Here is a 13,580-nt window from a genome sequence, read left to right as displayed (position 1 = left end):
ATATTTTTTTTCATTTCGCAGCTCCTGTATTGATGTTTTTGTTTCTTCTAAAATTCTCAGTATTAATTACTCTTATACATTTTAAATTTTGCTTGATAAACAATCCAGTTATCGTGGCTAATTATTAGCATTTACTTCTTCCCTCCAAATGAAAAAAGAGGAAGTTATGAACCGCACCCCAAAAGTTAGACAGAAAAAATCTAACTTTTGGGGTGTTTTTAAATGAAATTAACTTATGAGGATAAAGTTCGAATCTATGAACTAAGAAAACAAGGAATCAGCTTAAAGCGACTTTCAGAAAAATATGGGATGAACCTTTCAAATCTTGACTACTTAATTCGATTGATTGATCGCTACGGAATAGATAGTGTCAAAAAAGGGAAAAACCGTTATTACTCTCCTGAATTAAAACAAGAAATCATCAATAAGGTTTTGATTGAAGGTCGTTCGCAACTAAGCGTATCTCTGGATTATGCTCTTCCAAGTAGTGGATTACTTCCAAATTGGCTGGCACAATACAAGAAAAACGGGTATACTATTGTTGAGAAAACAAGAGGGAGACCAGCTAAAATGGGACGTAAACGGAAGAAAACTTGGGAAGAAATGACAGAATTAGAGCGACTTCAAGAGGAGAATGAGCGTCTACGTACTGAGGTGGCCTACCTAAAAAAGTTAAAAGAGCTAGAAGACAGGGACGAAGCCTTACAGCGAGAAAGGCAGAGACAGTTAGAGAAATGGTTTCAGGAGGATTTCGATTAGATTTACTTCTTGAAACGGCACATTTAGCTCGCTCAACTTACTACTATCACTTAAAACAGCTAGATCAACCAGATAAGAATCAAGAACTTAAAGCTGAAATTCAGGCCATTTATAGTGCGCATAAAGGAAATTATGGCTATCGGAGAGTTACTCTTGAATTAAGAAATCATGGCTTCGTGGTGAATCATAAGAAGGTCCAACGGCTGATGAAAGTCCTTGGTTTAACGGCTCGAATTCGTCGAAAACGGAAGTATTCTTCCTACCAAGGAGAGATTGGCAAGAAAGCAGAGAATCTCATTCAACGCCAGTTTGAAGCAGCCAAGCCAATGGAAAAGTGCTATACGGATGTGACAGAGTTTGCCATTCCAGCAAGCAGGCAGAAACTCTATTTATCCCCTGTTCTGGATGGATATAACAGTGAAATCATCGCTTATCATCTTTCTACTTCACCAAATTTAGAACAAGTGAAGACCATGTTGGAACAGGCATTCACAAAGAAACACTACGAGAATACGATTCTCCATAGCGATCAAGGCTGGCAATACCAACATGATTCTTATCATCGGTTTCTAGAGAATAAGGGAATTCAGCCATCCATGTCACGCAAGGGTAACAGCCCAGACAACGGCATGATGGAGTCCTTCTTTGGCATTCTTAAGTCTGAGATGTTTTACGGTTATGAGAAGAACTTTAGGTCTTTAGAAGACCTTGAGCAAGCTATTGTGGACTACATTGATTACTACAATAACAAACGAATCAAAGTCAAACTAAAAGGACTTAGCCCTGTGCAATACAGAACTAAATCCTTTCAATAATTAATTGTCTAACTTTTTGGGGTCAGTACATTATCTCTTCGATAATCCCCCTCAATTCTACCATTTTTCAGGCACTTGATTTCTCCAGCCTGTGAAAACTTGTGCATAGCCCAATAGATACAAGGGCGTCAATGCAATGCTCAAGCCTACTAATGCAATAATCATATAGATTCCTGACAGCATAAACAGGCGAGTGATGACTGCTACTCCTGCTGACAGGCAGCACAGGACGATGGCGTGAATCTGCAAAATGTTGATCTTTTGTTTCTGTTCAAAATATCTCAATTTTGAAACAATCACCATCTGATAGAGCAAATTGATCAGCTGGTAAGACAAACTCAGTATGATAAAAATCAGGAAAAATGCTAAGTAGTTCTCACCAAAAAAGATGGAGCCCCAAAAAAGCAATTCAAAATGCAGGAATAGGTAAGAACTGGTCGGAACGACCTGCAGCACCTTGGTATCAAAAAACTTTTGGAACAATAAGAAGGCTAGCAACAAGATAGCGATGTGCCCAATAGTAAACTGCATGACCATCATGCTCCGCTCATGCATCTCACCACGCAAGAAAATCGAAACGATAGATACCAGCGAGATAAAAAATAACTCAATTAAACCAGCCTTATAAAAATCTAAGTTTCTGATTGGATTACAATCCGTAACAAGAACATTCAAAAATTCATAGTATCTCTTTTTCATATTATAACTCCCATTTATTAAAAAAATTCCCTAAACTTTGCGGAACTTTCTATAAAAAAATTCCACATTTCATTATATCATACAGTATATAGGCTAAGGAAGTCTTATAAAACTATAGGTATAGTTCTATAGGATAATTCCCTTTCTCAATCATTCGCCAAGTTGGCATTTTTCCGCTATAATAATAAGGATGAACATCAAAGAAGAAATTATTAACTTAGCAAAAAAAATTGGGATTTCTAAGATTGGTTTTACGACAGCGGATGATTTTGACTATCTGGAGAAGTCGCTGCGCTTGGCTGTAGAAGAAGGGCGAAATTCAGGATTTGAGCATAAGAACATCGAGGAGCGAATCAAACCTAAGCTGAGTCTGGCTTCGGCTAAGACCATCATCTCTATCGCAGTCGCCTACCCCCACAAGCTCAAGCAGCAACCTCAGAAAACGGCCTATAAACGTGGGAAATTTACCCCTAACAGCTGGGGGCTGGACTACCATTATGTCCTACAGGACAAGCTGGACCGGCTTGCCAAGGGAATTGAGGAACTGACCGCTGATTTTGAGTACAAGGGCATGGTGGACACGGGCGCCTTGGTCGATACCGCCGTAGCCCAAAGAGCAGGAATCGGCTTTATCGGCAAGAACGGCTTGGTCATCTCCAAGGAATTTGGCTCCTATATGTTTTTGGGAGAGCTAATCACCAATCTGGACATCGAGCCTGATCAGCCTGTCGACTACGGATGCGGAGACTGCAATCGCTGCGTGACAGCCTGCCCTACTTCCTGCTTGATTGGCGATGGCAGCATGAATGCCAAGCGCTGTCTATCCTTTCAGACTCAGGACAAGGGCGTCATGGATCTGGAATTTCGCAAGAAGATTAAAACGGTCATCTATGGCTGTGATATCTGCCAAATCTGCTGCCCTTACAATAAAGGTTTGGGCAATCCTCTGGCGACAGAGATTGATCCCGACCTTTCTCATCCGGAGCTCCTGCCTTTCTTGGAGCTTTCCAACGGTCAGTTTAAGGAGAAATTCGGTCATGTGGCCGGCAGCTGGCGGGGGAAAAACATCCTGCAGCGCAATGCCATTATCGCTCTGGCAAATGCCAATGACCGCTCTGCCATTCCTAAAATGCTGGAAATTATCGACAAGGGGCAAAATCCGATTCATGTCGCTACAGCTATCTGGGCTCTGAGTCAGCTGGTGCGTGAGGTCCATCCAGAAATGATAGAACTAGTCATGGGCATCAAAAATCCAACTCCGCAAATCCAAGAAGAGCAAGGCCGTTTTCTAGAGAAATTTGGCCTAAAAGAAAAACTAGTGATAGAAAACTAAACCGCTGAGACGTAAATATCTCAGCGGTTTCTTTATTTTTCTTCTTGTTTGCGGATTTCTTTGATAATGGATCCCATCTTGACTGACTCGTCGCTGAAATAGCGGTAAAGCCGGCCATCTCCATCTCCCATGTAGCTGATAGGGGAAAAACGATCACTGCGGAAAGCGTCATTCTCATCAATCAAGTCTTCATCAACCACGCGCCGAGTGACACGGGCGATGACATTGGTCAAGGCACCGCATTCGACCATGTCCAGCACCTGACACTCAATGGATACAGGGCACTGGTCTACCAGCGGAGCATCCACGGTCTCGCCGATTGTGTAGCTAAGACCGGTCAGGGCAAATTTGTCCTTGCGGCTGTTGAAGCCAGCAATTTCAGACTCTTTGGTCAAATCCTTCTCAGGGACATTGACTGTGAATTGCTGGTGCTTGGCAATCTCTGTAATGGCATTCCCCTTGGTACGCATGGCAATAACCATCATGCTACCCAAGGAATAAACCGAGCTTGAGGTCGAAATATTATAGCCGTGCACATCGTCCTTATAGCCTAAAAAGAAGACTGGAAATCCGAAGTAAAGTTTTCTCGTTTCAAAAGTACGTTTCATATATGTTCCTTTATTTTTAATTCTAAAATAGATTAGCTGGCTGGGGCACACATCAACTGAAATGTCCCTTGTCGCCTATCAACTTTTTTGTCACAGGGTGATGAGCCTGGATAGGAAGCTCAAAGTCCTTTATCTCGTCAACGATTTCCCCGTCTGCCATGACCAAAATCCGATGGCAGAGAGCATAGCTCAGCTTAAAGTCATGAGAAATGAAAAGATAGGTCAGCTGGTATTTCTCCCACAAATCATATAGGAGGCGTAACAACCTTCCCTGAACAATGGGATCCAGACCGCTCAGAGCCTCATCAAAGATAAGAATATCTGGCTTTAAGAGCAGGCCGCGGGCGATGCAAATCCGTTGGAGCTGGCCGCCACTGAGCTGGCGCGCTGGCTGAGTCAGATAGCTTTTATCCAGACCGACGTCTTCTAGAATGGCTTCTATCTCTTCTCTAGCCACATCCTTCGGCAGGGCCTCTGTCAAGACCTGCTCGACTGTAAAGTGCGGATTGACCGAATGGAGCGAGTCTTGAAAGACCAGCAAAATTCTCACGCCAGACTTTTTGACTGAGTAGGGCTGGCCATCCAGTAAGACCTGGCCTTGATTGGGCTTTTCTAGACCAATCAGCAATTTAGCCAGCGTGCTCTTACCACTGCCGCTCTCGCCCATCAGGCCGATCATTTCACCCTTCTGGACGGAAAAGTTACAGTCTTTGACAACCATTTTGCCCTCGAATTTTTTAAAAACATGTCTACATTCCAACATCTTGTCTCACCAACCGTTCGTATGGATTTCCTAAGATAAGGTCTTGGCTATAGGGTTGCGAAGGACTTTCGAGAAGCTTGGACACATGCCCTTCCTCCATGATAGCCCCTTGATACATGACAAGCATCTTGCCTCCCAGCTCCCGCGCCAAATGATAATCATGGGTCACTGTGATGAGGGTCTTGCCTTTAGCTAACTGCTCCTTTAAGATGAGGATAATCTGCTCGCGATTGTGGATATCCAGCGCCGAAGTAGGCTCATCCAAAATGATGGTCTCTGGCTCTAGGCAAAGCAAGATAGCCAACATGACCCGCTGCAGCATACCGCCGCTGAGCTCAAAAGGATATTTCTTCAAAAGCTCTTCCGACTCTCCCAGTCTGACTTCTTTCATAGAGGCTAGGGCCTTAGTCAGACAAGCGCTCTTTGAAATCTTGCTATGGCTGCGCAGGGTTTCCCAAAAATGACTTTGAATGGTCTGAAAAGGATTGAACATAGCCATCGGATTTTGAGACATATAGGCCACTCGTCTCCCCCGCAGCTGCTGCCAGTCCTTGAGAGAGTTGCGCTCCAGAGACATGTAGCCATAGTGAACTTCTCCTTGCATGCTCAAGGATAAAGGCAGCTGGCCAATCAATATCTTGGTTAAGAGGGTTTTACCAGAACCACTCTCCCCAATGATGACCAGAGACTGACCCGCCTCCACTTCAAAGCTGATGTCCTGCAGTATGGTCTTTCCCTCAATCTGGGCTGTCAGTTGCTTTACTGCTATTTTTTCCATATCTGTTTCCAGCCTTTCTCTTCAAAGCATTCGGCAAATAGATTAAAGGCGACCACAGTCAGAAAGATAGCCAGTCCGGGCGCCAGCATCATCCAAGTTGCCGTTTGAAAATGGCTTCTAGCATCATGCAGCATCATACCCCATTCGGTAATATTGGGCTGGACACCGATTCCCAGAAAGGAAAAGCCAGAAATCATGAGAATGATATTCCCAATATTCATCAGCACAATAATCAAAATAGGCTTGTAGATAAAGGGCAGGATATGAGTTTTGAGAATATGAATCTGAGAGAGGCCCATGGTCTGAGCAGAAATGACGTAGGCTTCCTCTTTGGCACTCTTGACCAGATTGGCCGTCACCCGAGCATAATAGACCCACTCTATGATGACAATGGCTAGAATCATATTGGTCATTCCCTGTCCCAATATCCCAACTGTAGCTAGCGATAGCAGGAAGCTAGGAAAGGCGGAAATAACATTTGCAAACCATAAGAAGGTGGCTTCCGCCTTTCCCTGGTACCATCCAATCAGCAAGCCAACTGCCACACCGATAACCACTTCCAGCAGACTGATAGTCAAGGATAAAAAGAGGGAATAACGAGCCCCGTGCAGCAGACGAGACAAGACATCTCTGCCCAGCTGATCGGTCCCCAGCAGATGAACAGCGTCAGGTGCCATTAGTTTATTTGAAATCTCCACATGCTGGGGATCAAAAGAGGATAGATAGGGAGCAAAGAGAGCGCAGATGAAGAGGACCAGCAAAATGACACTTGAAAAAATAAATCGTTTAGACATTGCTCCTCCTTTTTCTGACTCTAGGATCTATCCAGAGCGGCAGCTGCTGGGTTAGAATGTTATTTCCCAAGAATAATAGGCCAAATAAAAGCATACAGCACTGGATGATGGGCAGATCCACAGACTGCAGCGCATCTACAAAGAGAGAGCCGACACCATTCCAGGAGAAGACTTCTTCGACAATTAAGGATCCTGTCAGAAGATAGACCAAGGTCAGGCTCAGGCCTGTCGCAATGGCTGGCAGGGAATTTCTCAAGAGATGATTCTTGACCAGGAAGAACTTACTGACTCCGCGCAGGAGGGCATTTTCAACATGGACACTGTTCATCTGCTCCAGCACGGCCTTGCGGATCAAAGCGGTATATTGGCCAATCAATGACATACTGAGGGTCAGACTAGGAAGAATCAAGCTGCTAAGGTCCTGCTTGCCCGAAACTGGCAGCCATCTGAGCTGAACAGCAAAAATCACAATCAGCATGTAGCCTAGCCAAAAGCTGGGCATGGAAACGCTGGAAAAGGATAGAAAGCGAGTGACCTTATCAAAGAGAGACTCCTTGTAGACTGCACTAAATATTCCCAAAGGAATGGATGTAAGCAAAATGAGCGCAAAGGATGTCAAGCCCAGAGAAAGAGTCGACTGGAAACGTTCCAACACCAAGGGCAGGACAGGAACCTTTAATAGATAAGACGTTCCAAAATCCCCACGAAGGGCCTTAGTCAGCCAACCCAGATACTGCTGGGGCCAAGGTTGATTGAGGCCCAGATATTCTCTGGCTTTTTCCAAGGATTGAGGAGTCACTTGAATCTTAGATACCCTTAAATAATTTTCTGCTTGATCCGCCGAGGATAGCTTGGCCAAGAGAAAGGTCAAGACTGATATCATCAACAGGGCAGCTAAGAAAGAAACTATTTTTTTAAATAAATCTTTTTTCATAGTCCTTAAAAGAAAAGGGGCGGCTGCTAAGCTTTTCAACTCAGCAGCACTACTCCCTTTATATTAAAATTTGTAGTTATGAAGCCAGGTTTTTATTTTTTCTCAATATAGCGCAGTGGGAAAGCATTTTCTTCTGGAGCAAAGCGCATACCATCGAGTTCTCCCTTGCGGTAGACGGAAACAACGGATTGGTAAGTGATTGGGATATAGATAGCTTCATCGTGGAGCATAGTGAGGACTTTCTTGTAGCCTTCATCGACTTTTGCCTCGTCTGGTTCGACCAGAGTCGCCTTGATAATTTTATCAATTTCTGGCTTAGATGGCAGAGCTTCTAGGGAAACATTTTCTGGGTGACCATGGTCTGCTGGTGAAGTCAAGGCAGTCATCCAAGCATGCGGATCCCACGGTGCTCCCCAAGAATAAGTCAACATCAGGTCAAAGTTTCCTGTCTTGGCATTTTCCCAGTAGTCATCTTCTTCCATAGCTTTAAGCTGAACGTCGATTCCGATTTTCTTCCATTCACCTTGGAAGTACTCAACCAAGTCCTTGTCTGTCGCCTTAGAAGAGATATAAGGAACATTCAGACTCAATTTCTTGCCATCTTTTTCACGGATACCGTCAGAGCCTTTCTTCCAGCCTGCTTGATCCAGCATCTTTTCAGCCTGCTTGATGTCGTAGTCATAGGGAGTCAGATTGGCGTCAGAATGCGGTGTAGACTTAGAGAAGATGGTATCAGCTGGTGTTTCTGTGCCGCGGAAAATGTCTTTCGCGATAGACTTCTTATCAACTGCATGGTTCATGGCCTGACGGACAGTCTTGTCTTTGAAAATTTCTTGCTTGGCATTCAAGAGCATGAGGCGGCTGGACATTGGTTGTGATACATCTGTCGTGTACTTGTCATCCTTGGCATACTTGGCAAAGTTATCCAGACCGATAACGCCATTTCCATAGATCAAGTCAACATTGCCAGACTCAAACTCAAGAGCACGGGTTTGCGGGTCTGGAATAATCTTGACAGTTACTTCTTTCAGTTTAGGCTTTTCGCCCCAGTAATTTTCGTTACGGGTAAAGGTGATGTACTCGTTTGGCTTCTTGTCTTTGACAACCCATTGACCGGTTCCGATTGGCTTTTTGAGGTTGTCCTTAGTCGTATCATCTCCGTCAGGAAAGGCAGCATCAGCAATGAAGCGAATCGGACGAATCATTGATAAATCATAGAGAGTCGCACTGTAGGCTTGTTTGAGCTTAATCTCAAAGGTATGCTCATCTACAACTCGATAGCTTTCCAACTGGTTGGTGAAGTCAAACCAAGTGTGGTTTTTCTTATTTTCCTCTGAAAAAACGGTATCGAAATTCCGTTTGACATTCTCAGCATTAAAGTCAGAGTCGTCTGAGAATTTTGCCTTTCTCAGCTTGAAGGTATAGGTTTTACCATCTTCGCTGATATCCCAGCTTTCAGCCAAGGCTGGCTCGATTTTACCATTGTCACCGTAGCGGACTAGGCCTTCATAGACCATATCCTGAATGACAAATTGATCTGGATTGTAGCGGTGAGGATTGACATCCCCAAAGTCCTCTCCCCAGACCATAGTGAGTTTGTCTTTCTCATTGGCTTGTTTGGAAGAATTTGAGTTTTGCTGGCAGGCTACCAAGAATAAAGGCAGCAAGAGGACAACTAATAAAAATAGTTTTTTTCTCATTTTTATTGAATCACTTTCTTGTATTCATATTTTTTATGATTGCAGTCCCAAGAGATAGGGGCTATAGTTTATGTTTTTTGATGATCAATTCATGCGGTTGTACTTGCTGTTCAGAGCGTCTCCGAACTTGGTAAAGAGGAGAATCGTCAGAATCAGCAAGATACAAGGGAAGACCACAATCCAAGGGGCTTCCTGGATGTAAATCCGGCCGTCATTGATCATGGCTCCCCACTCAGGCGACGGTGCCTGAGCTCCCAGACCGACAAAGCTGAGACCAGCGATTTCCATGATAATGGTGCTGATGTCAAAGCTCATAGTCGTCAGAATCTGAGGAAAAAGACTGGGGAAATAATAATTTTTCAGGCTTGTCCAAAAACTATTACCATACATTTTAGAGGACTGGATATAGGGTTCATTTTTCAGCTGCAGGGTCATGGAGCGCATCAGGTAGGCATACTTGGTCCAGGCCGTCAAGCAGATAGCGATGAGGGTTTGCTGGAGACCGATGCCCAAGATACTGACGATGGCAATGACCAAAATGATAGATGGGAAAGACTGAAAAGCCGTGATTACCAGCAATATGAACTGGTCGAATTTCCCGCCGATGAAAGCGCTAGTCACCCCGATAAAGGAGCCTACCGCCGCAATCAGCATCAGAATCATCAGGGCTGGCAGAACTGTTTCCGCACCTCCGCTTACTGCACGCGCAAAGACAGACCGGCCTAGAGCGTCTGTTCCGAACCACTCACTGCTGCTCGGTCCTTGCAGGGCTTGTCCCAGATTGACCTTGGTCAAACTGTCACCCAAGAGACGAGGAGCCAAGGAGGAGAGGATCAGGGCCAGGACGATGAGACCGCCCAAGACCAGAAGTTTTTGATTGATTTTCTTATCCATACGAACCCTCCTTGCTTGCCTTTAGTCCCTTCATGCGCGGCAGCAGTTTGGGATTTTCCTGAGCCAGTCGGACACGAGGATTGAGCCAAACCGTAAGCAGCTGAAAGACTAGATTTACAGTCAAGACCCCAGCTGTGATAAAGAGGACCGCCCCCTGAATGAGGGGATAATCCCGCTTGGCGACGACTCCTATCAGCATCTTACCGATGCCCGGCCAGGAAAAGAGGTGCTCGATAATAGCCACCCCTCCTAGGAGCGAGCCCAGAGAGAGGCTGACTAAGGTCATGAGAAAGGGCAGAACATTGTAAATCACGTCATGCAGTAGGATATGTCCCTCTCGAATCCCCCGACCACGCGCACCTTCGACTTCTGGTGAATGCAGCACTTCTATCAAAGCGGTCCGCAGCTGCGGAATATAGCGAGTGGACATAATCATGGCCAGTGTTATGACTGGCAAGACCAAGCCCAGCTCATTGGCCGTTGCCTGAATGGGAAGCCAGCGCAGCTGAACGGAAAAGATCAGAATCAGGATAATCCCCATAACAAAGCTAGGAATGGCATTCAGAAAGGCCATACCTGCCATCAGGAAGCGATCAACTGGCTTTCCAGCATGGTAGGATGTGTAGAGAGCTGTCGGCAAGGAAATTCCCAGAGTAGCTAGCAGGGTATAAAAAGCTAGGTAGACTGTATTTGGAAAATAGAAAACAAGCTGCTCCCAGACCGAAGCTCCGGAATTATAGGTCACACCAAAGTCGCCATGGACAATCCTGCCCAGCCAGGCCAGATATTGCTCCATAAAGCTGCCATTCAGCCCCATCTCTGCCCGCTTAATTTCCAGCAATTCCTTGGTAAAAGGAATGCCCTGAGCATTGAGGATACTCTCAGCCGGATCTCCCGGTGCTAGATAAACCAGTAAAAAGGAGATGAAGCTGACGCAGAGCAGGATGAGGACGAATTGCAGAATAGTTTTGATAATAAATTTAATCATGCGCCTCCCTTTCAGATGTCTGGTAGCTTCCAGGCTTCTTGCTGGCAACGGTCAGCAGCACTTCGCCTTGGTGGACGACCAGGGTCGCTTTCTGGTAGAGGACCAGACCGTCTTCCTTGGCAGTCACCTTTTCTAAAATATTGCCATAAATATCACAGATTTCGCCAATGACCTGACCAGCCTGTACTGTTTGATTGGGCCGGACAAAGCACATCCAGCACCCCGACCTCTGACAGGTCAGATAGTAACTGTCGTCAAAGATCAGCGGCGCCTGCTTATAATAGGGCATGATCCCTTCAAAAAGATAGCGGGCGACTTGCTTGACTGACTCCTTCATAGCCAGAACATCCTCTGGCAGACAGGTGCCGTTTTCTCCCTGCTCCAGTAGGATGCTAGGTAAACCATAGTCCACCGAGGCAGCGTGATAAAGATTGCCACGGTCCTGAGATTGGTAGATTATCGGTGTCCCAGAAGCCTGCAGCATCTGATAGGACTTTTCCATCACCTCTGGATTTGCCCGCAGGGAATAGTAACCATGAGGGGTCAGCAGTTCTTCCCGGTTACCGCTGTGCAGGTCAATCAGGAAGTCACTGACACTAAAGACCTGGCTCTCAATCACAGACCGAATCTGATAGCTGAGGCTGGAAACTGGCTCTTGGTCCTGAAAAATCCTGTTCAGATTGAGACCGTCCTCAGGTACAAGTGTCGTCTCCCGAGCCCAGAAGCCGCTGACATTGACTGCATGTAGGAGGAGGACAGAGCCCTGAAAGTTAAAGTCCCATTCATGCGCCAAGTCCATCAGCGCCTTAACTCCGACATACTCGCAGCCATGGACTGCCGCACTGATGGTCAGCAAGGGCTGGGTAGCCTGTCCTTTGAGCAGAGTGTACTGGATAGCCAGCTCATCTGTGATGGGCAGACTGCCCTGATAGCTGCTGCAAGGAGCCATAGAGTCTAGTTCTTGCTTAATCCTCATCTTTATCCTCCCTGTACTGACTGAGTAGGAGCTTGGTATAGTCACTCTTGGGAGCAGAGACGACCTCTCGCATGCTGCCCTTTTCCTGCACGATTCCGTCCTTGAGGACGACCAAATCTTCCGCAAAATTACTGACCAGTGCGATGTCATGAGAGATGAAGAGAAAGGAGGTCTGCGAACGCTTCTTGATATCTGCCAGTAGCTGCATGACTTCATACTGAACAGTCACATCCAGGGCACTGGTGATTTCATCGCAGATGAGCACATCAGGATTAATCAGCAAGGCACGGGCAATAGCTGCCCGCTGACATTCTCCTCCGCTCAGCTGATGCGGCAGCCGCTGAGCAAGCTCAGCTGTCAGACCGACCGAGGTCAGCAAGTCATGGATGGCCTGCTTTCTATCTGACGGCTGCTGATAGAGAGAGAAATTTCGACAGACCTCTTCTAGGCTCTGCTGAATGCTGCGCTTGGGATGAAAGGTAGATTGGGGCTGCTGGGCGATGTACTGGACCCGAGCATAGTAGTCTCTATCTCTGTAGGCAGAGACTGGCTGGCCCAGTAGGGTTAGCTCCCCTTGGTCCGGCTTTAAAAAGCGGCAGATGAGATTGGCAATGGTACTCTTGCCAGATCCTGACTCTCCGACTAGCCCCATAGCTCGTCCCTTTTCCAAGCTAATATCAATATCAAAGACACCGATTCTCCGATTACCAATCTGACCATACTCGTAGGTCAGCTGGCGACCGACCAATACTTGACTCATGGCTGCTCCCCTTCTCTAAACTCTGCCAGCTTGGGCACAGCCTTCAGCAATTTCTGGGTATAGGCCTGCTTAGGATGGCAGAGAACTTGATAGGCTGGACCGCTTTCGACAATCTGCCCTTCTTTCATGACGACTACTTTTTGCGCCAGATGCTCAGCTACGCTGATATCATGTGTGACAAAGAGAATGGCCATGTTTTCCTCCTGATGAAGCTTGCTCAAGAGATCAAGCAGCTTCATTTTCGACAGGACATCCAGAGCGCTAGTTGGCTCATCAGCCAGCAGCAGTTTGGGTCTGCTGGCTAGAGCCAGCGCTACACCGACTAGCTGCATCATACCACCGCTGAGCTCGAAAGGATACTTATTGACGACTTTTTCAGGCAGCAGTCCCACCATCTCTAGACATTCTTCCAAGGGACGGAGATTTGTTGCTTGCTGACCCTGATTTTTCACCAAGTCCTGATAATGCTTTTTGATCTTACGGCGGTTATTGAAGCTGAGACTGGCATGCTGACTAATCCAGGCCACTTCTCGGCCTACAAAAGGCAGATAAATGCGGTGGCCCTGGGGCTGAATTTCCTGCCCCTCAAAGGTAATACTGCCCTCTGTTACTATCAGCCCCCTAAGAGGGAGACCTAGCAGCATCTTGAGCAGGGTGGACTTGCCACTGCCACTCTCGCCCACAATCGAAAGGGACTCCCCCTCAGCAAGAGAGAGGGAGACCCGATCGAGAATGACTTTATCTGCTGACTGCACCAGCAGATCTTTCATTTCCAGCAT

Annotated in this window: 14 protein-coding genes; 2 read left to right on the top strand and 12 right to left on the bottom strand. The window is 46.2% G+C overall.

What is annotated here, in order from left to right; genetic code table 11:
• Positions 1 to 222: 222 nt before the first annotated feature.
• Positions 223 to 1,574 (top strand): IS3 family transposase gene (locus K1I80_RS04855; protein WP_223339013.1). Its coding sequence is split into 2 segments (ribosomal slippage): positions 223 to 664 and positions 664 to 1,574, totalling 1,353 coding nucleotides; the frame shifts between segments, so codons are not numbered across the junction.
• 57 nt (positions 1,575 to 1,631) lie between these two features.
• On the opposite strand, the gene K1I80_RS04850 is transcribed toward K1I80_RS04855, so the two are convergent.
• Complete coding sequence (locus K1I80_RS04850; RefSeq protein WP_223313165.1) at positions 1,632 to 2,273, bottom strand: lantibiotic ABC transporter permease; 642 nt, start codon at positions 2,271 to 2,273, stop codon at positions 1,632 to 1,634.
• A 190-nt stretch (positions 2,274 to 2,463) separates the two neighbouring features.
• Here K1I80_RS04850 and queG point away from each other — a divergent pair, with 190 nt between their 5' ends.
• On the top strand, positions 2,464 to 3,606 hold the full coding sequence (gene queG / locus K1I80_RS04845) for a tRNA epoxyqueuosine(34) reductase QueG (protein WP_223313164.1): 1,143 nt from the start codon (positions 2,464 to 2,466) through the stop codon (positions 3,604 to 3,606).
• 32 nt (positions 3,607 to 3,638) lie between these two features.
• On the opposite strand, the gene K1I80_RS04840 is transcribed toward queG, so the two are convergent.
• The 11 genes from K1I80_RS04840 to K1I80_RS04790 all read right to left on the bottom strand — a co-directional run bounded on the left by K1I80_RS04840 (position 3,639) and on the right by K1I80_RS04790 (position 13,580).
• Positions 3,639 to 4,214: a flavin reductase family protein gene (locus tag K1I80_RS04840; protein ID WP_223313163.1), complete on the bottom strand. Its 576-nt coding sequence runs from the start codon at positions 4,212 to 4,214 to the stop codon at positions 3,639 to 3,641.
• Positions 4,215 to 4,266: 52 nt separating this feature from the next.
• Entirely contained in the window at positions 4,267 to 4,977 is a 711-nt protein-coding gene (locus K1I80_RS04835; protein WP_223313162.1) for an ABC transporter ATP-binding protein, read from the bottom strand.
• Positions 4,964 to 5,755, bottom strand: coding sequence for an ATP-binding cassette domain-containing protein (locus K1I80_RS04830; protein WP_223313161.1), 792 nt, complete (start codon positions 5,753 to 5,755; stop codon positions 4,964 to 4,966). The genes K1I80_RS04835 and K1I80_RS04830 overlap by 14 nt, the downstream gene beginning before the upstream one ends.
• The gene (locus tag K1I80_RS04825; protein ID WP_002925733.1) at positions 5,743 to 6,549 is read right to left on the bottom strand and encodes an ABC transporter permease; all 807 of its coding nucleotides are present in this window, start codon (positions 6,547 to 6,549) and stop codon (positions 5,743 to 5,745) included. The genes K1I80_RS04830 and K1I80_RS04825 overlap by 13 nt, the downstream gene beginning before the upstream one ends.
• The gene (locus K1I80_RS04820) at positions 6,542 to 7,483 is read right to left on the bottom strand and encodes an ABC transporter permease (RefSeq protein WP_223313160.1); all 942 of its coding nucleotides are present in this window, start codon (positions 7,481 to 7,483) and stop codon (positions 6,542 to 6,544) included. The genes K1I80_RS04825 and K1I80_RS04820 overlap by 8 nt, the downstream gene beginning before the upstream one ends.
• A 92-nt stretch (positions 7,484 to 7,575) precedes the next feature.
• Positions 7,576 to 9,183 (bottom strand): nickel ABC transporter substrate-binding protein, encoded by a 1,608-nt coding sequence (nikA, locus tag K1I80_RS04815; RefSeq protein WP_223313159.1) that lies wholly within the window; start codon positions 9,181 to 9,183, stop codon positions 7,576 to 7,578.
• Positions 9,184 to 9,267: 84 nt separating this feature from the next.
• Positions 9,268 to 10,077 carry an ABC transporter permease gene (locus K1I80_RS04810; RefSeq protein WP_223313158.1) on the bottom strand — a complete coding sequence of 270 codons (810 nt, stop codon included), beginning with the start codon at positions 10,075 to 10,077 and terminating at the stop codon, positions 9,268 to 9,270.
• Complete coding sequence (locus K1I80_RS04805) at positions 10,070 to 11,065, bottom strand: ABC transporter permease (RefSeq protein ID WP_223313157.1); 996 nt, start codon at positions 11,063 to 11,065, stop codon at positions 10,070 to 10,072. Before K1I80_RS04805 ends, K1I80_RS04810 begins: the two co-directional genes overlap by 8 nt.
• A complete protein-coding gene (locus K1I80_RS04800; RefSeq protein ID WP_223313156.1) occupies positions 11,058 to 12,041 on the bottom strand; it encodes a M14 family metallopeptidase in 984 nt (327 codons plus the stop codon). Before K1I80_RS04800 ends, K1I80_RS04805 begins: the two co-directional genes overlap by 8 nt.
• Positions 12,031 to 12,801 (bottom strand): ABC transporter ATP-binding protein, encoded by a 771-nt coding sequence (locus K1I80_RS04795; protein WP_223313155.1) that lies wholly within the window; start codon positions 12,799 to 12,801, stop codon positions 12,031 to 12,033. Before K1I80_RS04795 ends, K1I80_RS04800 begins: the two co-directional genes overlap by 11 nt.
• Positions 12,798 to 13,580: an ATP-binding cassette domain-containing protein gene (locus K1I80_RS04790; RefSeq protein WP_223313154.1), complete on the bottom strand. Its 783-nt coding sequence runs from the start codon at positions 13,578 to 13,580 to the stop codon at positions 12,798 to 12,800. The genes K1I80_RS04795 and K1I80_RS04790 overlap by 4 nt, the downstream gene beginning before the upstream one ends.

The sequence above is a fragment of the Streptococcus sanguinis genome, from assembly GCF_019929225.1.
GTDB lineage: Bacteria > Bacillota > Bacilli > Lactobacillales > Streptococcaceae > Streptococcus > Streptococcus sanguinis_J.
The sequence above is the reverse complement of the archived record's forward strand: the minus strand, read 5'-3'. Positions and strand labels throughout refer to the sequence as shown.